The 24,343-nt window shown below is 42.4% G+C and carries 17 protein-coding genes and 3 pseudogenes; 15 read left to right on the top strand and 5 right to left on the bottom strand.

Annotated elements, in window-relative coordinates; all coding sequences use genetic code 11:
• Positions 1-332: 332 nt before the first annotated feature.
• The 7 genes and pseudogenes from UYC_RS0113830 to fbp form a co-directional block, all read left to right on the top strand.
• Positions 333-701: pseudogene (locus UYC_RS0113830) on the top strand (ribonucleoside-triphosphate reductase); the annotation flags it as partial.
• 669 nt (positions 702-1,370) lie between these two features.
• Positions 1,371-3,194, top strand: a complete 1,824-nt coding sequence (ltrA, locus tag UYC_RS0113825) for a group II intron reverse transcriptase/maturase (RefSeq protein ID WP_235082997.1) — start codon at positions 1,371-1,373, stop codon at positions 3,192-3,194.
• Between the two features lie 18 nt (positions 3,195-3,212).
• Positions 3,213-4,055, top strand: a pseudogene (locus UYC_RS35540) (glycyl radical enzyme family protein); the annotation flags it as partial.
• 290 nt (positions 4,056-4,345) lie between these two features.
• Positions 4,346-5,416: pseudogene (gene nrdJ, locus UYC_RS35535) on the top strand (ribonucleoside-triphosphate reductase, adenosylcobalamin-dependent); the annotation flags it as partial.
• Between the two features lie 338 nt (positions 5,417-5,754).
• On the top strand, positions 5,755-5,973 hold the full coding sequence (locus tag UYC_RS0113815) for a ssl0294 family protein (protein ID WP_016876424.1): 219 nt from the start codon (positions 5,755-5,757) through the stop codon (positions 5,971-5,973).
• Positions 5,974-6,575: 602 nt separating this feature from the next.
• Entirely contained in the window at positions 6,576-6,860 is a 285-nt protein-coding gene (locus tag UYC_RS0113805) for an RNA recognition motif domain-containing protein (protein WP_016876422.1), read from the top strand.
• Positions 6,861-7,502: 642 nt separating this feature from the next.
• A complete protein-coding gene (gene fbp, locus UYC_RS0113800; RefSeq protein ID WP_016876421.1) occupies positions 7,503-8,555 on the top strand; it encodes a class 1 fructose-bisphosphatase in 1,053 nt (350 codons plus the stop codon).
• 86 nt (positions 8,556-8,641) lie between these two features.
• Here fbp and UYC_RS39915 read toward each other — a convergent pair whose 3' ends face one another.
• Positions 8,642-8,767: a hypothetical protein gene (locus UYC_RS39915; protein WP_016876420.1), complete on the bottom strand. Its 126-nt coding sequence runs from the start codon at positions 8,765-8,767 to the stop codon at positions 8,642-8,644.
• 30 nt (positions 8,768-8,797) lie between these two features.
• On the opposite strand from UYC_RS39915, the gene tal reads away from it, so the two are divergent.
• The 5 genes from tal (at position 8,798) to UYC_RS0113770 (ending at position 17,246) form a co-directional block, all read left to right on the top strand.
• Positions 8,798-9,943 (top strand): transaldolase, encoded by a 1,146-nt coding sequence (gene tal, locus UYC_RS0113790; protein ID WP_016876419.1) that lies wholly within the window; start codon positions 8,798-8,800, stop codon positions 9,941-9,943.
• A gap of 169 nt (positions 9,944-10,112) precedes the next feature.
• A complete protein-coding gene (gene zwf, locus UYC_RS0113785) occupies positions 10,113-11,642 on the top strand; it encodes a glucose-6-phosphate dehydrogenase (protein WP_016876418.1) in 1,530 nt (509 codons plus the stop codon).
• Positions 11,643-11,743: 101 nt separating this feature from the next.
• Positions 11,744-13,120 (top strand): glucose-6-phosphate dehydrogenase assembly protein OpcA, encoded by a 1,377-nt coding sequence (opcA, locus tag UYC_RS0113780; RefSeq protein ID WP_016876417.1) that lies wholly within the window; start codon positions 11,744-11,746, stop codon positions 13,118-13,120.
• A gap of 62 nt (positions 13,121-13,182) precedes the next feature.
• The gene (locus tag UYC_RS0113775; RefSeq protein WP_016876416.1) at positions 13,183-14,625 is read left to right on the top strand and encodes a cobyrinic acid a,c-diamide synthase CobB; all 1,443 of its coding nucleotides are present in this window, start codon (positions 13,183-13,185) and stop codon (positions 14,623-14,625) included.
• 926 nt (positions 14,626-15,551) lie between these two features.
• Positions 15,552-17,246, top strand: a complete 1,695-nt coding sequence (locus UYC_RS0113770) for a DUF1565 domain-containing protein (protein ID WP_016876415.1) — start codon at positions 15,552-15,554, stop codon at positions 17,244-17,246.
• A gap of 245 nt (positions 17,247-17,491) precedes the next feature.
• Here the strand turns inward: UYC_RS0113770 and aroB are convergent, their stop codons facing one another.
• Together aroB and UYC_RS0113760 are read right to left on the bottom strand one after the other, a co-directional pair.
• Entirely contained in the window at positions 17,492-18,583 is a 1,092-nt protein-coding gene (aroB, locus tag UYC_RS0113765; RefSeq protein ID WP_016876414.1) for a 3-dehydroquinate synthase, read from the bottom strand.
• Positions 18,584-18,660: 77 nt separating this feature from the next.
• A complete protein-coding gene (locus UYC_RS0113760; RefSeq protein ID WP_016876413.1) occupies positions 18,661-19,251 on the bottom strand; it encodes a superoxide dismutase family protein in 591 nt (196 codons plus the stop codon).
• Positions 19,252-19,634: 383 nt separating this feature from the next.
• On the opposite strand from UYC_RS0113760, the gene petL reads away from it, so the two are divergent.
• Complete coding sequence (petL, locus tag UYC_RS0113755; protein ID WP_016876412.1) at positions 19,635-19,730, top strand: cytochrome b6-f complex subunit PetL; 96 nt, start codon at positions 19,635-19,637, stop codon at positions 19,728-19,730.
• A gap of 97 nt (positions 19,731-19,827) precedes the next feature.
• Here petL and bioB read toward each other — a convergent pair whose 3' ends face one another.
• A complete protein-coding gene (gene bioB, locus UYC_RS0113750) occupies positions 19,828-20,832 on the bottom strand; it encodes a biotin synthase BioB (protein WP_016876411.1) in 1,005 nt (334 codons plus the stop codon).
• A gap of 320 nt (positions 20,833-21,152) precedes the next feature.
• Here bioB and rimJ point away from each other — a divergent pair, with 320 nt between their 5' ends.
• A complete protein-coding gene (rimJ, locus tag UYC_RS0113745) occupies positions 21,153-21,713 on the top strand; it encodes a ribosomal protein S5-alanine N-acetyltransferase (RefSeq protein WP_016876410.1) in 561 nt (186 codons plus the stop codon).
• Between the two features lie 144 nt (positions 21,714-21,857).
• Positions 21,858-23,315 (top strand): protein adenylyltransferase SelO, encoded by a 1,458-nt coding sequence (locus UYC_RS0113740; protein ID WP_016876409.1) that lies wholly within the window; start codon positions 21,858-21,860, stop codon positions 23,313-23,315.
• Positions 23,316-23,482: 167 nt separating this feature from the next.
• On the opposite strand, the gene UYC_RS0113735 is transcribed toward UYC_RS0113740, so the two are convergent.
• Entirely contained in the window at positions 23,483-24,256 is a 774-nt protein-coding gene (locus UYC_RS0113735; RefSeq protein WP_016876408.1) for a hypothetical protein, read from the bottom strand.
• Positions 24,257-24,343: the final 87 nt, after the last annotated feature.

The following is a 24,343-nucleotide window of genomic DNA, read 5'->3' as shown; positions in this document are numbered from 1 at the left end:
AAAATCTTTAGAGACAGTAGTATTAATTAAAGCATCATGTTATCTAAGTGAGGCGAATAAAGATAAGCAAAAATATATACTATACTCCTCCCTACAAAGCGCCTCAGACACAATATAAACTGGCATAAAATATGAGTTCAAAGAATGAGGTTTATAAGTTCGATCTGCTATTAAAATAAGCCTATTTTATAAAAGCAATACACAGTTAGATTTGGTAGACTAGCAGAGCTTTATGGTGTCAAACTTACCGCAAATTAACGGTTTTTTCAAGCTTTGACCCCTACACCTAGTTGCCGTATAGTCATAATCTAACCAAACAGAAGGCTTAATATATGGTTCGAGAGCTTGAACGAAAACGCTTTTTGGCAAATTTCCCAGAAACAGCCCCAGCAGCGAATCCTGTGTTTTTTAGAACTTACAGTCGTAGAGAAGCTGGGCTGCGGGAGACATGGGATCGGGTATGCGATCGCACTCTCAAAGGTTTAATTAGCTTAGGGAAGTTGTCCCCCCAAGAAGCTGAGATCTTAGAGCGGATGCAACGTAACTTAAAAGCACTGCCCAGTGGGAGATGGTTGTGGGTTGGGGGAACCGACTGGATAGCTAAATCACAGAACTTTTCTGGGGCTTACAATTGCACCTCCACCAACCTCCAAGACTGGAAAGCTTTTGGGTTGATGATGGATTTGGCAATGATGGGCTGCGTGCGATTCGTTGGCTAGAAACCAACACCCATAAGGGTTTTGGGGGATTAGCCGCAAGGTAAATCTGCCTTAACAAGTAAGAACCTTGACAACTTGATAGTCATGTTGGTGACCTCGAATTAACAAATGTTAGTACAAACAAACCATAGAAATATCTAATGGTAAATTTAGAAAACATAGATAAAATCGATGAAGTCCAACCCCCTAAGTGCAAGGGTGAAAGCACTTTCCCCACGGTAGCGACTAGCCATCAATCCGTGAAGCGGGAATGAACGGTGGTAAGAGGTTAGTCCAAACCTCAACTCCAACTAGCAGGAGAGTATGGTTAGCGGAAGCGAATCTACGTTTGAATCATCGCGATCATATACAACAGCCTAGTGGACTAACAGGCTGTGCCAAAAGGCAAGGGCAGAGTGACCGGAATTGCATCCGTCCCGGTCTGCACCACTCGTAACCCCGGTGAACAGTAGAAACCTAAACTCTTAACCAATGACTATCAGGAACGAAATAACCACATAGTTTCTCTCAGGCAGGTCGATACCTGAGTAGGTGCTAACCGGATGAACTATGTGGCGAGATTGAGTCAAAAGCTAATGCCTGCGGTAATGCGTAGGATACGCTGACGGACTCACGGAAAACAGATATATGTAGGTACAAGTAGCAATGAAAATGACTAAAACGAGTTTCAAGACTACGGTGGTATGGAACAAAATCAACTGGAAGAAAATCCAGAGGATGGTGTTCAAGTTGCAAAAGCGCATACATAAAGCTGCTCAACGTGGGGATGTCAAAGCAATGCGACGACTCCAGAAAACCTTGATGAAATCCTGGTACGCAAAGCTACTAGCGACGCGAACTGTGACCCAAGACAATAAAGGCAAGAACACGGCAGGGGTAGACGGGGTAAAATCACTCTTGAACGCCCAACGTCTGGAACTAGCTAAAAATTTAGGAACTACGAAGAAGGTTAAACCAACCCGTAGAATCTGGATTCCTAAACCAGGAACAGACGAAAAGCGACCTCTCTTAATTCCCACAATGACAGATAGAGCATTACAGGCATTAGCCAAGTTAGCCCTAGAGCCAGAATGGGAAGCAAAATTCGAGCCAAACAGTTACGGGTTCAGACCAGGAAGAGCGACACATGATGCCATCGAAGCCATATACTTAGCAATACACTGTAAAGCTAAGTACGTGCTAGATGCTAATATATCTAAGTGCTTTGACAACATTGACCATCAGAAGCTACTGAGCAGGTTAAACACATATCCATCCATGAGACGGTTAATCCGAAACTGGCTAAAAGCTGGTTTTATAGACGGATGCAATATGTTTCCGACCACAACAGGTACACCACAAGGTGGAGTTATCTCCCCTTTACTGGCAAATATTGCCCTCCACGGGATGGAAGAGGTAATCAAGGAATACGCCAACACCCTACCTACTCGTAGAAATCATGGGAAAAAGCAAAACCGAGATGCCCTCAGTTTAATTCGCTACGCCGATGACTTCGTGATTATCCATGAAAATATCAATGTTGTGCTAGGGGCAAAAGCTGTAATTGAAGATTTCTTAAAAAACATCGGCTTGAAACTTAAACCAAGTAAGACCAGAATTTGTCACACCTTTGAGGAATATGAAGGGGAAAAACCTGGATTTGACTTTTTAGGTTTTAATATTCGACAATTCCCGGTCAACGATGGGATGAGCGCAAAGGCACCAAGGTCGGGTAAAACTCTTGGATTCCAAACAATCATCCAACCAAGCAAGAAAGCAATACAGCGCCACTATAAGGTTATATCTCAAATCATAGACTCTCATAAAGCAGCGCCACAAAAGGTGCTAATCCAGAAACTCAATCCCATTATCCAAGGATGGGCAAATTATTACTCGTCCGCTTGCTCAACTGATGTCTTCAGAGATTTAAATCACATGATTCATATCAAGCTGACATCATGGGCAAGATACAGACATCTTAATAAAGGTGCTAAATGGGTAGCAGATAAATACTGGATAACAGTAAACGGGGATAACTGGGTGTTTGGTTACAATAACCCAGACACAGACGAAAGATATATCCTCTCTAAGCACACATGGACTAAAATTGTACGCCACACCAAGGTTAAAGGCGATGCCTCACCATTTAACGGTGATTTCGTCTACTGGGGAGCAAGAACTGGAAAGAGTAAAGAGATTCCCTCTCTACTTGCAAAAATTCTTCACAAGCAGAAAGGTAAATGTGCTTATTGTGGTCTCACCTTTACAACAGAAGACCAAATTGAACTTGACCACATTCTACCAATCAGCTTGGGCGGAAAAAGAAAGTTCGATAACATTCAAGCATTGCACAGACATTGCCATGACCAAAAGACTGCCACGGATGGCAGTCCGAGTAGTTCCCGTGACAAGGGTATGTTTTCTGAGGAGCCGGATGAGGTGAAAGTCTCATGTCCGGTTCTGGAGACGAGTAGCACTCGCGAGGGTGTTGCTTAGTTTAATGGGACTGGAGCTATTCTAGAACCAAGATATATTAACCACCTGCCACCAATCCGCAATCGCTTGAATGTAAATGTCAAGGGAGAAATTGGCACAACTTCACGCCCAGAACGCCGTGAATTTACAGAAGTCAAAATAGAAGGTAGCGATCGCGTCACTATATATGTTGGAGACAGCCGTCAAGGTTGGGTGCGATCGTATCAAAGTCTGTTAGAACTTTCTACTGACGAAAGACTTGCCACAGAAATTCAAGTAACTGTCGATATTAGTGATGTACGTCAAGCGGGAGAACCTCTCAAAGGCTTTGGAGGTGTTGCCAATCCCGTGAAATTGCCTGGGCTATATCAGCGCTGTACTGCCATCCTCAATAAGGCGGTGGGAAGACAATTAAATTCCGTTGAATGCTGTCTGCTCATTGATGAAGCAGCTGTCACAATTGTTGCTGGTAACATTAGGCGCTCAGCTGGTATGCGTCAAGGCTTGAGTGAAGATAATTTATTTGCTGACGCCAAAGCTAATCTTTGGCAGCAAGATGAAAACGGCAATTGGCGCATCGATCCTGAGCGTGATGCTCTCAGGATGGCAAACCACACTAGAGTTTTTCACCGCAAACCAACATTAGAAGAATGTATTGATGCTGTTCGCAAACAGTATTACAGCGGTGAAGGCGCAATTCAATGGGCTGGTGAAGCCGTAGCTAGAGCTAACTTTGATTTGCTATCAACACCAGAATTAAAAAAAGATTTCTTGCAAGCCTATGAGCAAGGAAACGCCAAGCAGTGGATACAAGAACGCCACCCAGATATAGATGCTAATGAATTAGAACATCGTTTGGGTAGGTACGGATTAAACCCGTGTGGTAATTAATTATATTTTGCCTCACGTAAAAAACTCGGCAAAATCGGTGAAGGCTGAGACGCTAATACCGAGGTAACTGCGAGAATTAAAAAGCTTGCAGCACCGTACAGAGTAGAGGGTGAACCTTAGAAGATTAAAGATTTAAATAATTTGTGTAATCTTTAACTCTCAAGAATATAAACCTCCACGAGTGCCGAGCTACCAAATAAAGGTAGAAAATGTACTCGGAACTAGCACGAATAAGGAAGTGCTAGAGCTAGAGGATAAAGAGCCTCTAGGATAACAAATTGGAAATTATTGGTAGTAACTTCCACTGTAATTTATCAGAAATCCACCTTAATCAAATTGACCCAAATAACTACAAAGAACAAAAAGAAGCTTTTACAGCAGGTGCGCTATCTGTAGCAGCACTTTTGCATCACAAATTTCATGAGCCTCGCTATCAATACAGCCGTGAATTAGATCCAATTGTCGGTGTTTCTTTCACAGGTTTGTTTGATTTCTTTGTTCATGCTTTTGGAGTTGATTGGTTGCGCTGGTGGGCAGAAGGAAGGACTGATACTGCTCAAGGATTGGCGTTTAAGCGCAAAGAGCAGGAATATCTGAGTATGTGGAAAGATACTGTGCATCAAGTGATTTGGGATTACTGCGATCGCCACGGTATCAAACGTCCAAATCGCTGTACTACAGTCCAACCTAGTGGCACTAAATCTTTGTTAACCGGCGCAAGCCCAGGGTGGCATCCACCCAAAGCCCAAAGATTCATTCGTCGAATTACCTTCCGCAAAAACGATCCAGTAGCCTTAGCTTGTATTGAATATGGCTATAATGTCATCCCCTCTCAATCTGATAAAGATGAACAGGGAAATTTGTTAAACGATCCCTTCGATCCACGAGTGAGTGAATGGCTGGTGGAAATTCCTGTCGCTGTTCCTTGGGCTGATGTACCTGGTGCTGACGAAATAGATATCAGTAAATTTAGTGCTTTAGCTCAGATGGATTTCTATATGCAGGTACAGAAATTCTATGTCCGCCATAACACCTCTGCGACTATAGAAGTACGAGAAAACGAAATTGAAGCTTTGGGAACTCGTATATATAAAGCTATTCGTGATGACGAAGGCTATATAAGTGCAGCTCTACTAGCAAGGTTTGACGATCATCAAACTTTCCCACGTTTGCCTTTTGAGCCAATTACAAAAGAATGCTATGAGCAACTCATGCAAGAAGTAGAAATGCGTCGTCGGACTAACGATTTTCACACTGCATTAAGTAAGTATGATTCAGGTGAATTAACAGAAGTCGGCCCAGCAGGATGCGATTCTGATAAGTGCATGATGCCTTCAGAAACTAAGCTGTAAAGCATATATAATTAAAAGTGGTGATATAAATATCTACTTATATCACCACTTTTTTTAAAATAAAATTCTAGATAACATTTATAGAAAAACTAAAAAAATTAAATAATAAAAATTAATTTTATATAAATACATAGAACCCCGACTTCTCAAAGAAGCCGGAGTTCTTGTTTTTCATCAAAGAATATATTTCATGTTTTTATAGCTATTTAAGATTTTAGTAAGCTTTTTATCTCGTATTTTTATTTATCCAGGGTCTTGTGCCTTTCTGACAAAAATCACTCAAGACGTTAGGATTAAGAAAAAATCGCAATTACTATCCTCAGACTAGGAGAATATTCATGTTCCTTACTGAACTTACACCCATTTTTAAAGAATTCACCCAACACCCAGTCTCATTTGTAGGTGGGTTTTTCTCTGGGTTGCTTAGACTTAACCTCGCTGACGATCCCGTTAAAAGTTGGTTAGATCAACAGAGGGGCTATTCTACCTACACAGCGACTTCATCTGAAGCACATAATGGCAAAGCTAACGGCCCTCAGTCAATTGCAATTGACTAAAATTCAGTTTCTCTAAATTTTGTCTTCAAAAGGTTTGCTGAAAATCAGCAAACCTTGTCTTTTGTTTTTCTCACTTACCCTCATCGCTGCAAAACTTATAACTGTACTAATAATTTATTAATACATATAAGTATAAGCGCGATCGCTTAATCCCAAATAATTCAGAGAACTACATCAGTTTGTACAAGAGCGATCGCTCAACAAAATAATTTGACCCCTGCTGATGAGAGGTAAGCTTAAACCAGAAAATATAGCATCTGCATAAATAGGTAGATTTTAGATTGGCAGCATCAATAAAGATGAAACAAATTCTTTTAGCTATAAGACAGATTACACATATAAGGGAGTCTGATTTGAAGTTAGAAGTGTTTGTAAAATCTCATACTTTGAAAAAAGTCAAGATCGGTTATTATTATGAGCGTATGCGAAAATACAGCCTAAGCATAGATGGAGTAGTGGATAATCCAACCTTAAAGTGGCTTGCCTACCACAACATTGTGCAATCGTGAATTAGACCAAACGAAATCAATTCAATATTGATGCTCTGCGGACTCTTTCTTCGGCTGGATCAAATCGCTTGAATTCAGACTTACGTGATTCAGATGACTATTTACGTTGGAAATCTCTCCTACCGCGCTACCGAAGCAGACTTAAAAGCAGTTTTTGCTGATTATGGCGAAGTTGTAAGAATCGTATTGCCTACCGACCGTGAGACAGGTAGAATGCGTGGCTTTGCTTTTGTTGAAATGAGTGAAGACGCCCAAGAAGATGCAGCTATTACAGAACTAGATGGTGCTGAATGGATGGGTCGTCAACTTAAAGTGAATAAAGCAAAACCGCGAGAGGATAACCGACGGGGTAGTTGGACTAAAAAACAATACTCTTAGAAGCAATGAAAGATAATAGTAGCAAATAGTTTTCTAGTTACGCAAGCAAAAATAGCCAAAAGCAGCTAGGCATAACTCAAAAAACAAACCTTGAATAGCTTGTTAGCATCATAACCGACTAGTCGTGACATTTTTCTTGCTGTCATGATTAGTCGGCTTTTGCCATATAAAGCTTTGCCGCCAGCTAGATCAAACAGCTACTTGATTCTACCCGGAAATTACTAGTCGAGGATGACTTGTGCATATGTGCATAATGTAACTTCGTGAGATAGCAAAAGAGTACAGCAAACAATACACAGAGTTAAAAAGTGAATTTTCGGTAGCGATCGCACGAGTTAGCCAAATAAAAATTAATTCACCTAGTTACAAAGGCAGATATTTGCGTCACTAGTCATTATTACCAAGGGTTGGTGCATAAATACTTGATTTAGATTACCAGTAAAACTAGGTAAGTTTTCCTAAAAGGGAGATTCTCAATGAGCAAGTAATTTGGTGTAGGGTCATACTAGGTTGATTTCTTTAGTTTGTCTAAAATCAGATTTCAATTGTCAACTTACCTTTCTAAGATAGAGGCAGCAACATCAAGTTGCTAAAAACGGGAGCATTCCCACAACAAGCCGGTCGCTAGGGAGGACAAAAATAATGACTAAAGCAGCAGAATCATTAGAGCGATCTCTCATAGACGCTACAGCAGACCGTAGCTTAGATCGTGATTGTACTACTTTGTCCCGCCACGTCCTGCAGCAACTTCAGAGCTTTTCGGCAGAAGCACAGGACTTGAGTGCGCTGATGAATCGGATCGCGCTGGCTGGCAAACTCATTGCTCGTCATCTCAGTCGTGCTGGCTTAATGGAAGGCGTTCTTGGATTTACTGGGGAGACTAATGTCCAAGGAGAATCCGTCAAAAAGATGGATGTCTATGCCAATGATGTATTTATCGCAGTGTTTAAGCAAAGCGGGTTAGTATGTCGGTTGGCCTCCGAGGAAATGGAAAAACCTTACTACATTCCCGAAAACTGCCCGATCGGTCGCTACACTCTGCTATACGATCCAATTGATGGCTCATCTAATACCGATATCAATCTCAGTTTGGGTTCCATCTTTTCGATTCGTCAACAGGAAGGAGAAGACACAGATGGTTCCGCCCAGGATTTACTTGCACCAGGAGACAAGCAAATTGCTGCCGGATACATCCTGTATGGCCCAAGTACAATGCTGGTCTATACTATAGGAAAGGGGGTTCACTCTTTTACCCTTGATCCTAGTTTGGGAGAGTTTATTCTCACCGAAGAAAATATCCAGATTCCCAATCACGGGCCAGTTTACAGCGTTAACGAGGGGAATTTCTGGCAGTGGGATGAATCGATTCGCGAGTATATCCGCTATGTGCATCGTACAGAAGGTTACACCGCTCGGTATAGCGGGGCAATGGTTAGCGATATTCATAGAATTTTGATCCAAGGTGGTGTATTTCTCTATCCAGGGACAGTTCAAAAACCAGAAGGAAAACTACGGTTATTGTATGAAACTGCTCCCCTAGCGTTTGTGATTGAGCAAGCAGGTGGTCGCGCCACCACGGGACATGAGAACATTTTGGATGTGGTGCCAACAAAATTGCATCAACGCACCCCTCTAATCATCGGTAGTAAAGAAGATGTAGCGAAAGTAGAGTCTTTTATTCAAAACGGTCATTAAACATTGGGAATTGTTGATAGCTAATAGCTAATAGCTACTAGCTAATGGTAAGTCGGTGCGCAAAACATAGATTTCCAAACTACTTGCTACGCTGCTTCATGTGGTGTAGCCAGTAGCGTTGGAATGGGATTGGTTTCTATAAAGTCAGAAGTTTGCGGAATGCAGGGGCGATCGCTTTGGGAGCAATTAGCAAAGATTTGCAAAATCACCATAGAAAAGATAATTAACAGGAATGAAAAGTTATGACAACAAATCATTTATTGGAGATTAAAAGCTACGGTCAGAGTATCTGGATGGATAATTTGAGCCGTGATATTATTCAGTCTGGCGAATTAAAAGACTTGGTTGAGAATAAAGGTATCTGTGGGATTACCTCTAACCCAACCATTTTTGAAAAAGCGATCGCTAATAATGCCATGTACGATCGCGATATCGAAGCCGGAGTTCGGGCTGGATTACCAACCTACAAAATATATGAGTCGCTGGTGTTTAAAGATATCCGCGATGCCTGTGATATTTTACGCCCTGTTTATGAAGCCTCAAATGGGTTGGATGGTTATGTCAGCATAGAAGTACCACCAACAATTGCTCATGATACAGAAGCCACAATCGCCGAAGCTCGTCGCTATTTCCAAGAAATTGGCCGGGAAAACGTCATGATTAAAATTCCCGGCACAGAATCTGGTTTACCAGCAGTCGAGCAGGTGATATCCGAGGGCATAAATGTTAATATCACGCTGCTGTTCTCTGTGCAAAGCTACATCAATACAGCTTGGGCTTATATTCGTGGCTTAGAAAAGCGGGCAGCAGAAGGTAAAGACATTAGTAAGATTGCTTCTGTCGCTAGTTTCTTCCTCAGCCGGATTGACAGCAACATCGACGGCAAAATAGACGCCAAGCTAGCTAAAGGCGTTGACGATCTCAATGTAGAAGCAAAACTACGGAAAATTCGAGGAAAAGTAGCGATCGCTAACGCAAAGATTGCCTATCAAGAATATAAAAAGATTGTACAAAGCGATCGCTGGCAAGTCTTAGCGGCAAAAGGAGCAAAAGTGCAACGCTTACTCTGGGCAAGCACCAGCACCAAAGATCCCCAATATAATGACGTTATGTACGTCGATGAGTTGGTTGGGCCTGAAACCGTTAACACCTTGCCACCAGCGACAATCGAAGCTTGTGCCGATCACTGCGATGTTGCTAACCGGGTGGAAACAGATGTAGAAGAGGCTTACAACTTAATCGAAAGCCTCAAAGATCCAGACGTTAACATCGACATCAACACAGTGATGGACGAACTGCTAGTTGAAGGTATTGACAAATTTGTCAAGCCCTTTGAATCCTTGATGAATTCTTTAGAAAACAAGGTCAAGCAGTTGTCACCAGTGTAGAAAATAGGGACTGGGGGCTGGTGACTAGGGACTGGGAAGAGGACAAGGAGGCACGGGGAATGTAAATGAAATCTCTCCCAATCCCCAATCCCCGATCCCCGATCCCCAATCCCCGATCCCCAGTACCCAATCCTCAAATCCAAAATCAAATCCAAAATCCAAAATTGTTATGGTCAGTCTGCTAGAAAATCCCTTGCGGGTTGGTCTGCAACAGCAAGGAATGCCCGAACCTCAGATCATAGTCATCTTTGGTGCTTCCGGAGACCTTACTTGGCGTAAACTTGTGCCATCGCTTTATAAATTGCGACGAGAACGGCGCATTCCACCAGAAACCACCATCGTTGGTGTAGCTCGTCGAGATTGGACTCACGAATATTTCCGCGAACAGATGCGGAAAGGTATGGAAGAGGTTCATGGCGGTGTTGGCCCGGAGGAACTCTGGCAAGACTTCTCCCAAGGATTGTTCTATTGCTCTGGTAATATCGATAACCCCGAAAGCTACCAGAAACTGAAGACTTTGTTAAAAGAGTTAGATGACAAACGGGGAACGCGGGGGAACCGAATGTTCTACCTGTCTGTTGCCCCTAACTTCTTTGCTGAAGCAATCAGACAGCTAGGGGGTGCAGGAATGCTAGACGATCCCTACAAGCATCGCCTAGTAATTGAAAAACCCTTTGGCCGAGACTTAGCTTCTGCCAAGAGCCTAAACTTAGTAGTACAAAAATATTGTAAAGAACAGCAAGTCTACCGTATTGACCACTACTTGGGTAAAGATACAGTTCAGAATCTGCTGGTGTTCCGATTTGCGAATGCGATTTTTGAACCGTTATGGAACCGTCGCTTCGTTGACCACGTTCAGATTACTGTTGCTGAAACCGTAGGAGTTGAAGACCGGGCTGGCTATTACGAAACTGTCGGTGCATTGCGGGATATGTTGCAAAACCACCTGATGCAACTTTTCTGCTTGACAGCAATGGAACCACCCAACTCAATGGATGCCGACAGTATCCGTACTGAAAAAGTAAAAGTGCTACAGGCTACTCGATTAGCTGATGTACAAAATTTGGATCTTTGTGCAGTACGCGGTCAATATAGCGCTGGATGGATGAAAGGACAGTCTGTACCTGGGTATAGACAAGAACCAGGAGTTAACCCCAACTCCACAACAGCTACCTACGTGGCAGTAAAGTTTCTTGTTGATAACTGGCGCTGGCAAGGAGTTCCCTTCTACCTGCGTACTGGTAAGCGAATGCCAAAAAAAGTCAGTGAGATTTCCATCCATTTCCGCGAAGTTCCTTCTCGGATGTTTCAATCCGCAGCACAACAGATGAATGCCAATATTTTGGCAATGCGGATTCAGCCAAACGAGGGAATTTCTTTACGTTTTGAGGTTAAGATGCCTGGGGCTGATTTCCGCACCCGTTCTGTTGACATGGACTTTAGCTATGGTTCATTTGGCATCACAGCCGCTACCGAAGCCTACGATCGCTTATTCTTGGATTGCATGATGGGCGATCAGACATTGTTCACACGGGGAGACGAAGTAGAAGCAGCTTGGCAGGTGGTAACACCAATTCTTTCTGTTTGGGATGCGCCCGCAGATCCAGCAAAAATTCCTAGTTATGAAGCTGGTACATGGGAACCCGTGGAAGCGGAATTGTTAATTAACCGAGATGGGCGTCGTTGGCGCAGACTATAGAAATTAGTCATTAGTCATTAGTCGTTAGTCATTAGTAAAAACAAATGACCAATGACCAATGACAAATGACAAATGACAAATGACAACATCCAAAAATTCTTATGACTCCCCAAGCTTCTACAATTTTTTCACTTCAGGCTCCAAAAGATGTCTCGCTTTCGGATATTGAAGCGGAACTCAGTCAAATATGGCAAAGTTATGGTATTGCTGGTGAAGACGGTACACTTCCTGCCGCTACACGGGCAGCAACATTTACTTTAGTGGTTTATGAACCAGAAGAAACCCAATATTTGTTAGCTGCTTTAGGCTTTTACAACGGCCCGATTGATGGAATTCTTGGGCCGCAAACAGAAACAGCACTAAGGGAAGTACAAAAAAAATATGGATTGACAGAAACGGGTACAGCTTCTGCTGAAACCCTAAGCTTATTGCGGGAAGAACTTGCCAAACGTCACAAAAGTGGGGAAACTACTGACAATGGTGCAGGTGCTGCGAACTCTAGCTTGGATACACAAAGTCCGACAATAGCAGATGAAATTGCCCTCCGCAATCCCTGTCGCATTATTGCCCTATTGCCAGTAGTCGGAGAAGACGAAGGCGTCAAGGCACAAGTCTCCGCTTACTGTCCTATTCAAAAGGGTTCGTCCAGTACTCTAGTTTGCTGTGAATACATCACTCTTACTGGTACTGCTGCTGCCTTAGAACGAATAGGTGGTATGGTGCCAGCATTGTTAATTGGCGGTTTGCCGAAATTTCTGTGGTGGAAAGCAACTCCAGACCCCAACAACAGCCTATTTAAGCGGCTGGCGGCAGTTTGCAACAATGTCATCGTCGATTCCTGTAACTTCAATAAGCCAGAAACTGATTTGCTTAGTCTACAAGCATTGGTAGAAAATGGTATACCCTTGGCAGACTTGAACTGGCGTCGGCTCTCGGCATGGCAAGAGTTAACAGCTGAAGCTTACGATCCACCACATCGCCGTGCTGCCCTTGCAGAAATTGATAGAATCAACATTGATTACGAAAAAGGCAACCCCGCGCAAGCCTTGCTGTTTTTAAGTTGGTTAGCAAGTCGCTTGAATTGGCGTCCGGTTTCTTATCAACAAGAAAGCGGAGATTACGACATCATGCGCGTTGGCTTTGTTACTAGTGGTCAAAGACAAGTAGAAGCCGAGTTAGCAGGAGTTCCCGTTGCTGACGGGGGTGAAGTTTCTGGTGACTTGATCGCCCTACGCCTGAGTTCCACTAATCCCCAAGCTAACTGCGGTACACTCATCTGTTCGGAAACTGGTGGTTGTATGCGTATGGAAACCCAAGGCGGCGCTCAGTCTTCTGGTTTATTTCAACAGGTAACTTCACTCTCCGAACAAAAAGCAGAATTTTTACTGAGTCAACAGGTGCAACGCTGGGGGCATGAAGTCTTGTTTGAAGAAAGCCTTGCTGTGACGGCACAAATTCTCAAACTAGCTCAAAGCTAATAGCTAATGGCTAATGGCTAATGGAAAAATAATAATTAGCAATTAGCAATTAACAGTTAGCAATGTCTTTAATTATTGCAGGAGAACGCAGCGGGGTGGGTAAGACGACAGTCACACTCACCCTGTTGGCGTCTTTATGTCGGTTGTCAAAACGAGTACAATCTTTCAAAGTTGGCCCGGATTATATAGATCCGATGTTTCATCAACACGTTACTGGGCGTGCTTGTCGAAATTTAGACCCAGTATTAACCTCGGAATTATACGTAAAGCATTGTTTTATATACCACAAACAAAACTGTGAATATGCGCTCGTAGAAGGGGTAATGGGGCTATTTGATGGTGTAAACCTAAGAGCGGAAGAAAGAAATTCTTCTATCCCCCCATCCCCCCATCTCCCCATCTCCCCATCCTCTTTTGCTAGTACGGCGCATATAGCGCGGCTGTTGGATTTGCCTGTAGTATTGGTGATTGATTGCAGCCGCTTGTCTGGTTCAGTAGCAGCGATCGCTCACGGGTATCGTTCCTTAGATCCCAAAATTAAAATGGCTGGGGTAATTTTAAATAGAGTCGGAAGCGATCGCCACCTGCAATTACTCCAAAATTCTCTTGAACCTCTAGATTTGCCTATTCTGGGTGTACTGGGACGTGAAGATAACATTTCCATTCCCGATCGCCATCTCGGTTTAGTACCCACAGCAGAACTTCCTCAATTAAATGAATTAATTGATAGACTTGCCCATTTGGGTGATACGTGCTTCGATTGGGAAAAATTGTTACCTCTTCTAGAGGCTAGGCAAGAGGACACGGTGAATGTTTTTGATAGTTTCTCCGCGTCTTCTTCTAACTCTCCAATCAAAATCGCAATTGCTCGCGATCGCGCTTTTAATTTTTACTATCAAGACAATCTCGATTTACTACAACAACTTGGTGCAGAGCTTGTTTTCTGGAGTCCACTAGAAGGTGCCGAACTACCGGAAGATGTGCAGGGAATGTATTTCGGTGGTGGTTTTCCAGAAGTATTTGCTCAACAACTGGCAGAAAATATTTGTGTTCGTGAAGCTGTAAAAACAGCAATTCTAACGGGAATGCCCACTATAGGCGAGTGTGGCGGGTTAATGTATTTGTGCGAGCAAATAGTGGATTTTGAGGGGAAATCTTGGCCGATGGCAGGAGTGTTACCCACTACAGTAATAATGAGCAAGCATCTAACTTTAGGATATCGCCGCGCCGTTGCCTTGCAAGATAGTTTGTTAGTGAGTGCAGGTACAACAATTTGTGGGCATGAGTTTCACCGATCTCGTTTAATATCAACTCCCACCCAACCATTATTTGAAACTTGGCGCTTTGATTCTAAAGAAGCCACAGGATTTGAGGGATGGGGTTCGCTTCCGAATCTTTACGCTTCATACATTCATCTGCATTGGGGCGAGTATCCAGAAATTCCGCAGCGATTTTTAGAGAATTGTTTTTTACTGTTTGATTCAACCTTGGCTAAGAATATTTAACATTTCTGGTATGAAACGTTGCTTTTTAAAATTAATTGGCTTTACAAATGTTTTTCGGGCTTCTCCTATCAGTTTTCCTATTGCTAGTTGAATAAGATTGCTGATTTTTCTTTTCCTAAATCAACCAAAGAGAGATTATTCTATGCACTGCTGTATCACCGCAACTGGTTTCCCCAAGCTAAGACAAAATTTATAAATTAAAAGCGCCAATACTGATAGGGTACAGCTTGGCGCTTGGAACATTGTGAGCTATCTATTACTGGGAGTCTTTAAATTTTTTGACTCCTTCTTAAAACTGGAGTTTATATTCAGGGTCTTTATATTGGCCGACCCCGTTTGAACAATTATTAGTTTTACAGAAAATTTTGCATTTTTTGATTTCCTAATATTTTTTTTATCTTTTGTCTCTCTATATTACTGGATATATATAAATGTTAAATTTTTTAAAGTTAGTATGTGTATTATTATACTTTGTTGTGATTAGTGAAGTTGAGTTATGAAAGTATAATTTATGAATAATCCAAATTTTTTATAATTTGTTAACTCAATCAACTTTGCTTACACTAGTTTTTTCTAGAAAAGGTTTTTGCCAAGAAATACATTAATCACAGCAAATATACGGTCAGACGCAAAGGTGTAACCTATGATCGCAGTAGTTGAAGCGGTTTTATGGCGTCGAATACGCTTTGCGATCGCTTGTCTTTAAAAAGCTGATTTTGTGGCTGCCAAGTTTATAGCTGTGATGAATTGGAGTGCAAAATTACACAATAAAATACAACAAAAAATTTATATTTTACACATAGGGAACCGAGCTGCTAAGGTACTGGTCATCCGCTATAGTTTTGCATGGGTTTGACAGCTACTCAGCTGCGATTGACACCTTGTTGAACAAACGGTAACTCAGCACATCACAGACATAAATTAAGATGAAACATCAGGGTTTTCCCACTCCACAAAAAAACACTTTTCGCCTTAATTGTGGTCAACGCTTCGTAAATACTCTCCGTTTACCAGTAGCACTAACTACAGTGTTAGTGTTTTCTAGCGGCTCAATTCTTCTATCCACAGAGGTAAATGCCGATAACATTCCCAATAAAGGTATTAACCCCACTCTAGTGGCACAAGTTCCTGCAAGTGGAAGCGTAATTTACGTTAACCCAGAAACAGGATCGGACACTGCTGGTGCTGGTAGTTCAGAAGCACAGCCCTATAAAACCATCACCTATGCTCTCAATCAGGCTCAACCAGGTACAATTATTCAACTAGCTCCTGGCACCTATAACGCAGAAAGTGGAGAAACCTTCCCACTAATAATCAAACCAGGCGTGACACTACGGGGTGACGAATCCACAAAAGGTCAAGCAGTACTAATTCAAGGTAGCGGTACTTATATCAGTCCCACCTTCGCTCGTCAAAACGTGACTATTCGAGCTGACAAGAATAGCATGATTAATGGAGTAACAGTTACTAACCCGGACAGTCGTGGCACCGCTGTATGGATAGAATCAGCTAATCCTACAATTGCCAACAGTACCTTCACCAACAGTGTTCGAGAAGGTGTTTTTGTTACGGGTACAGCTAATCCCAAAATTGAAAACAACGTCTTTGTCCAAAATAAAGGTAACGGAGTTTCGGTAGCTAAATCTGCTTCTGGAGAAATTCGCAATAACTTGTTTCAGGACACTGGTTTTGGCTTGGCAATAGGAGGTACTTCCACGCCCTTGGTTGAGGGAAACCAAATTTTACAAAACATAGATGGTATTTATATTTCAGAGTCAGCCAAGCCTATCTTGCGTAAAAATGTGATTCAGAACAACAAGCGGGATGGTGTAGTGGCAACTATCAATGCCGCACCAGATCTTGGCACTCCGGAAAGTCCAGGTGACAATCTCATCCGCAGTAACACTCGCCACGATCTGCATAACGCCACTAAAACTATTAAAATTCTTGCTATTGGCAATGATATTGATGCCAAAAAGATTGCCGGTTCCGTGGAGTTTGTTGCCGCTGAGGTTCAACCTCCAGCGGGTGGCCCTGTTGCCTTTAAGGATGTACCAGTAGGTTATTGGGCGAAAAGCCATATCGAAGCCTTAGCATCCCGAAATATTATTGCTGGCTTTCCTGATGGCACTTTTAAACCCAATGAACCTGTCACACGTGCCCAATTTGCTGCTATTGTTACTAAAGCCTTTTCCCCAACACCCAAGCGTGAAGCCATTAACTTCAGGGATGTTGCCAGTAAATACTGGGCTTTCAGCGCCATTCAAACGGCTTCCCAAGGTGGATTTATCGCTGGTTATCCCGATCGCACGTTTAAACCAGAGCAGCAAATTCCGCGAGTACAAGCGCTAGTCGCTTTAGCAAATGGTTTGGGTTTATCTGCTGACAATCAAAATGTGCTTTCCTTATACGCCGATGCTTCCCAAATTCCCCAGTATGCAGCTGCTCCAGTAGCAGCTGCGACTGCACGACAGTTGGTAGTAAATTACCCCACCGTCAAGCAACTAAATCCCAACCGTCAGGCTACTAGGGCAGACGTCGCTGCATTTGTCTACCAAGCACTGGTAAATGCCGGGCGCGCCCAAGCAATTCCCTCACCCTATTTAGTTAAAGCTCAGTAATTTTTTCAAAATCACGTCTAATGTGAATTAGCCCAACTCACCTTGAGTCGCAGCAAATACAAATAATAGATTGATTGCAAAATCTAATTTTATGGTGATAACGACCACAGATAAACCACGAGATGCACACGGATGATTTATCTGTGTTTATCTGTGTCCATCTGTGGTCGATTTCTAAAATATGATTTTTGCTTGCCATTTGAATTCGCATCAGACGTAAATTCAAACCCCAATCCCACTCCCCTTTACATACCCCGCAATACCTGCCGGATAGTATCTGATGGTACTTGGTCAGTCACCTTTACTACACCAATCTGTGTCGGTAAAACAAACCTGACTTTACCTGCTTTCACTTTCTTGTCTATCTGCAACGCCTCAATTGTCGCTTCAATGTCCAACCCGACTGGTAACTTGGTTGGCAAACCTGCTTTTTCAATCAAGGCGTTTTGCCGCTCCGTCTCTTGTTGCGTCCACATCCCAAGTTCTACAGCAATGTGTCCTGCTGCTACCATACCGATCGCCACCGCTTCACCATGCAGCACTTGGGTATAACCAGTTAAACTTTCCACCGCATGACCGATAGTGTGCCCATAGTTGAGTATTGCTCGCAACCCAGCTTCCTTTTCATCTTTGCTAACTACATCAGCTTTGGCTTGACAAGAGCGAACTAAAATGCTGTCTATTAATTCCGACTTCATATCGCCCATCGCATCAAGGTGCTGACTAGCTTCCAATTCTGCAAATAGTTGAGCATCCCAAATTACACCGTATTTGATCACCTCTGCCATACCAGCGCGAAACTCTCGCACAGGTAGAGTTTGCAATACTTCTGGATCGATTAACACCAAACCCGGCTGATGAAATGCCCCAATCAAATTTTTGCCTTGGGGATGATTAACACCTGTTTTACCGCCAATTGCCGCATCTACCATTGCTAAAAGAGTGGTAGGTACTTGCACAAAGTTGATCCCCCGCAACCAAGTCGCCGCTGCAAAACCAGTCATATCACCAATCACGCCCCCTCCCAAAGCCACCATCGTAGAGGAACGTTCTAGGCGATTTTCCACAGCTACATCGTAGATTTTTTGTAAAGACTCCAGAGTTTTGTAGTTCTCGCCATCAGGCAGGATACAGCTAACAACTTCAAAACCAGCAGTTTGTAGAGATGCGATCGCTCTTTGACCGTAATGTTGAAAAACAGTCGGGTTAGAAACCAGCAAAACTTTCTTGCCCAACTTCAAACCCGCCATAGATTCTCCCAGTCGATCCAAACCGCCTGGTGCGATCGCAATATCATAAGACTGCTGCGGTAAATTTACTTTGATTGTAGAAGCCATTGCCAATCCCCTTCCAAGCGCGTGTCGGTTATTTTACCGCAATGCTGCCTTGGCTTCATTGTTTAATTGGCGATCGCTCAAATATTACGAGTTATCACCCCACAGGCGATCCGTCCTCCACCCGCATCTGCTGCAGTACCGTTCGCTTGTTGTTTATCTGGTAACTGGTGAATTATAAAGGCACTACCATTGCTATCAAACAAACTGAACAAACCATCACTGAGGGTAACTTTATCGGTTACAGCATCGTATATTGCATTTCCTTGCCCATCTACTACCAAATTCGGCAAGTCGCCTACATGATAAGGATGTTTTGCCTCGACGGGAAGTTCTGAACCAGAAGGCCCAGGATCAAAATGTCCGCCACTAGTAACAAAAGGAGGTTGGGCATTGGGTTCACACACACCCACAGAATGAATGTGGAATCCGTGCAACCCAGGAGTCAGCTTGTCTGGATTGCCTTGAATGTGACCCCGGATGCGTACCGACTCATTTCCTTCTTGTGTTAAAATCAGAACACCATTAATACCCGTACCTGCAATTCTGGCTTGTGCTTGCAGTAGATTGGGTTGTACGCTTGGTTTACCCCATGCAAGTTCACAGACTAGTACCAAGCACAAGGAAACTCCAAATAATAATAAAGATTTAAACAGTGAAACCCTACTCAATATAACCTCCTGTGGTAGCAATAAATAATTTGAATTAAGTATTTAGACCGTATATATTTAGCGCGATCGCAAACCAGGCATAAACTTCTAAGCAGCAATTAGAAGCTTACGCCAGGGCAATAACACGTTTATCTATGCCTACATCACAGATATTCTAAATTTCGGCAGGTATCTCGATATTCCATTAACGAGTAGTGAATTCTCTATCAAAAAACTCTGCTTTCCTCTGCGTTTTCCTTTGCGCCCCTCTGCGTTGAAGGTCGCAATGAATTACACTAAGCAATAACATCAAGATTTAGTGGGGCTGAGTTATTCCCAGTTGTCGCGAACTATCCCTAACTAATGATTCAATATATTTAGTAGACAATTGTGGAGAAACGTAAATGTTAGGCGTAGTATTTTATGTAGTTTTCTTAGCAATCTTCTTGGGCATCGCCGTTGGTTTGTTGTTCGGTTTGCGTGCCGCCAAGATCATTTAATCATGGTAATGCAAGCAGCAGAGTAAAAAGACGCGGAGACAGTAAGACGCGGGGACGCGGAGAGAAAATTCTCCTTGTCCCTTTGTCTCCTTCTGCGCTATCCAAACACTACTTCTTCTGTCACTTTCTCCTGACGTACAAAGGGCGGGCGCATTTCTAAACCAAGCAAATTTAACATTTCTTGATCGGCATCATAGCCTGGACATGGTGTAGTCACAGTTAACATATGTCCGTCATCACTGGAAAAGATAGAATTTGCTCCTGCCAAGAAGCATAAGGCTTGTTCAACCTGAGAAAGTCTGGCTCTGCCTGCACTCAAGCGTACGTCCGAAGTTGGCATCACGATACGGGCTGTAGCGATCGCCCGCACTACATCCCAAATCGGCACGTCAGGTTGATTTTCTAGGGGTGTACCTTTGACTTGGGAGAGAATGTTAATTGGTACAGACTCTGGATGGGGGCGTAGAGTTGCCAGAGTGTGCAGCATGGAAATTCTGTCTTCAACACTTTCACCTAAACCAAGAATCCCACCAGAACAAACAGTGACATTTGTTTGACGGACGTTTTGAATCGTGTTCAGGCGATCGCTGTACGTTCTAGTGGTAATGATTGTACTGTAGTAGTCCTGCGAAGTATCTAAATTATGGTTATAAGCGTACAGCCCCGCCTCTTCAAGACGCTTTGCCTGTGTTTGTGTCAGCATTCCTAAAGTGCAGCATACTTCTAAGCCTAATGCTGTCACCTCCTTCACCATATCCAAAACCTCGTCAAACTGCGAATTATCTCGCACTTCTCGCCAAGCAGCACCCATACAAACGCGACTAATGCCACTTTTTTTTGCTTGCTGGGCAATGTTAACTACTGTTTCTTTGTCTAGAAGTGCTTGCGGTTTAACTTCTGTTTGATAGCGAGAAGACTGAGCACAGTAGCTACAATCTTCCGGACAACCTCCTGTTTTAATGGAGACAAGCTTACAAACTTGGATTTGTTTTGGATCGTGATACTGGCGGTGTACGCTAGCTGCTTGATAAATCAGCTCTAGCAATGGTGTAAAGTATACCGCCCTGATTTCTGTTTCGTGCCAATCGTAGCGTATTCCCACAGATCATCTTCCTTTATTAATGAATTCCTGATTTATTAACCTATATCGCACACTGTATTCCGGGCGATGATGCTAACTGACAGCAGAAAAATCACAGTTTTTTCTGCCCGTACCACACCCGCCGGCTGTGCTTTGCGATCGCAGCTGTATTTTTACTCAAAAATCAGGTTAGCAAGATTTTGGTGATGTGAAGATTATAATTTTCGTTACTAAATTAGCTGCTGAAAGGTATATTCCTCCACAACTGTCTTGGCTACGTGTTTAGAGAAATCTAATAAAATTATTAAGATATAGATATATAGTATTAGATTCTTTAGGATATGAAATTAGAAGCACCACAACTTACAACTGAACGTTTATTATTACGAATAGCTACAAAAGAAGATATTCCAAAAATCATCGATTATTTTACCACTAACAAATATTATCTCACACCATTTTATCCTCGTTGGGATGAAAATTTTTTCACAGAGGAGTATTGGCAACTTCAAGTAGAAGTGAATTTACATGAATTTATCAACGACCGTTCCCTGAGACTGTTTCTTTTCTTGAAAAATAATTCCGATAAAATTATTGGGACTATTAATTTTACGAATTTTGTTAGGGGTGTAGCTCAATACTGCAATGTCGGATATAGCATTGCAGAAACAGAACAAGGTAAAGGTTATATGACAGAAGCTTTACGAACAGCGATTGAGTATTTATTTCAAGAATTAAAGATGCATCGCGTCACCGCCAATTATATGCCTCACAATCAACGTAGTGGTAAATTGCTAAAAAGATTAGGATTTGTTGTAGAAGGTTATGCACGAGATTTTTTATTAATTGATGGAAAATGGCAAGATCATATAATGACGAGTCTGATAAATTCTAATTGGTAAGACAATCAAGGGTCTTGGAGAAGAGTTATATTAACTCAATTGAACAGTAACTATTTCTACAAAAATTTCATAATAGCCAACTCATCGAGCAAAACAACTCCTTAGAGGTACCATGAAGAGAAGATGAACTAAGCTGTACTCGTAATGACTCTGGCTGAAACTTCCAAAAACACTAATTCTAAAAATCCCTTTCTGATTCTCAATTATGAACCTGCCTTAGAATCTTTGGGCGATGACTACTACGATGAAGTAGCAGCAGCAGAATTTCCCCTACATATCCTGCGCTGGCGCAATGACGCACTCCTACCCAACTTGGGGCTAGATTCCCAAACTGTGACAGATGAAGATTTTATTGTCGCCTTCGGTAAATTTGAGGGACGAAAACCTTTATTAGCACTGCGTTACCACGGCTATCAATTTGGGGAATATAATCCTCAGTTGGGTGATGGTAGGGGTTTTCTTTATGGGCAAGTGCGCGGTATAGATGGTGAATTATACGACTTTGGTACTAAAGGTTCTGGCAGAACGCCCTATTCTCGTGGTGGTGACGGTATGCTTACACTCAAGGGTGGTGTTCGCGAAGTTTTGGCTGCGGAAATGCTCCACAGAATGGGTGTACGCACTTCACGCTGTCTGAGCATGATTGAAACGGGTTTATCCCTATGGCGGGGTGATGAACCTTCTCCTACCCGTTCTTCAGTAATGGTACGGTTGAGCCGATCGCATATTCGCTTTGGTACTTTTGAGCGACTGCATTATCTTCGCCGTCCTGACTTAGCGATTAAGCTGTTAGATCATGTAATTGAGCAATATTATCCGCATCTAGTCGGTGAAACAGAGAAATATGCTTTGTTTTATGCGGAATTAGTCAAACGCACAGCAGAATTGGTGGCACAGTGGATGGCGGCTGGTTTTTGTCATGCAGTACTAAACACAGATAATATGTCAATTACAGGGGAAAGTTTTGATTATGGCCCCTATGCCTTTATACCTAATTACGATCCCTTCTTTACCGCCGCATATTTTGATTATTACAAACGCTATTGTTATATCAATCAACCAGAAATTTGTAAGTTGAATTTGGAGTTACTTCAAGAAGCATTAAAAACTGTAATTCCTTATAATGATATGGAAGCAGAATTAGCAAAATTTAATGGATATTATCTTGCTGAATACCATTCTTTAATGTTGAAAAAGCTAGGTTTTGAACAACAACCTGAATCAGAATCTCAAGAATTATTAGAGGCAATAATTGCATTTTTGAAACACTATCCAGTTAGTTATCATCATTTCTTTGCAGAGATAGCTCAAAATTTTTCTATCGAGTGGCGAGATGATGCAAGCTACATTCTGAGTAAATCAGAAATTGGGCAATCATTAGGAAAATCAGAGTTATTCTTAAATTGGTCGGGAATTTATCACCGCATTTTAAGTAATTGTACTCCAGATGAGATAGAGAAAATATCCCAAACTTTAGTTCGTTATAATCCCAGTACCGTGATATTAAGACCCGTAATTGAATCGGTTTGGGAACCAATCGCTCAAGAAGATAATTGGCAACCTTTTTATCAGTTAGTTCAAGAAATTCAGTCTGGGAAATAGGTGATAGGTGATAGGTGATAGGGGACAGGGAACAGATCAATTAAAAATTAAAAAGTAAACAGAATTCAGGAGTCAGAAGCCAGGAGCCAGAATAATTTTGAATTCTGTATTCTGTAGACGCCTAGAGGGCGGCTTCCCGTAGGGTATTCTGATTTCTGGATTCTTCTTCAAGCTGTTTTGAAAAATCTAATAATCTCACGAACATGATCCAGAAATTGCCCATCTGTAGAAAGTTGAGCAATTGCTTGTCGTGCTTCCCGTGCCAAACGTTCGTGTTCTGTTTGATTTGTAGCCCGTAACTCTTCTAAATTAGCAGCAAGGCGGGAGAACTCCTTACGCATTTCTTCTGAGTGGCGTTGTTGATTTACTACTAAAGAATAAGAATTTTCTGGGTTTAATTGCTCTTCTAAACGCTTGACACTATCTTCCAAAGCATAAAAACGGCTGCGGAGTTCGACAATATCCTCTCGTGGATACTTCCATTCTTGGCTAATCATAGTTAAGCGTGCATATAAATACTCATAGGCGCTAATCGCTGGGCGTAAACCTGTTAACAGCAAAGCAGCACCCGAACTGATGTATCCTACAACACTAATGCCCGTTGCAGCGAGGATATAAAGGCTGATAGCAGAAAATAAGTGTAAGACTATAGCAATAAAAAGCGATCGCTTTGCCAAAACTTTGACATACTCAACTTGTTTCTCATCTACGGGAATGCCTTTTTCAGTTGATTGTGCTCCTTCTGCCAACACTTGCTTGGCTTGAAAATACACATTCCACGGCACAGTGACTATTACTAGTAGCCACCAAAAACTTGCACCACCGATCGCCCAATCTAGGAAGTTGCCAGCAGGTATGTGAAACCACTGCAATACACCAAAAATTAGCAGCACTAAAACCACAATGCTGATACTGGAACCGACAAAAAAGTTAAAATACATACTTTATCTCCCTTGTAGTATTGCTTTGATCGTGGCTGCTAGCTGGGAGTAAAGTAAAAATGTTTGTGATGGTTTTTAGAGTTACAC

The organism is Chlorogloeopsis fritschii PCC 6912 (assembly GCF_000317285.1).
GTDB lineage: Bacteria > Cyanobacteriota > Cyanobacteriia > Cyanobacteriales > Nostocaceae > Chlorogloeopsis > Chlorogloeopsis fritschii.
Note: the sequence above shows the minus strand (reverse complement) of the source record. Positions and strands in the feature narration are given on the sequence as shown.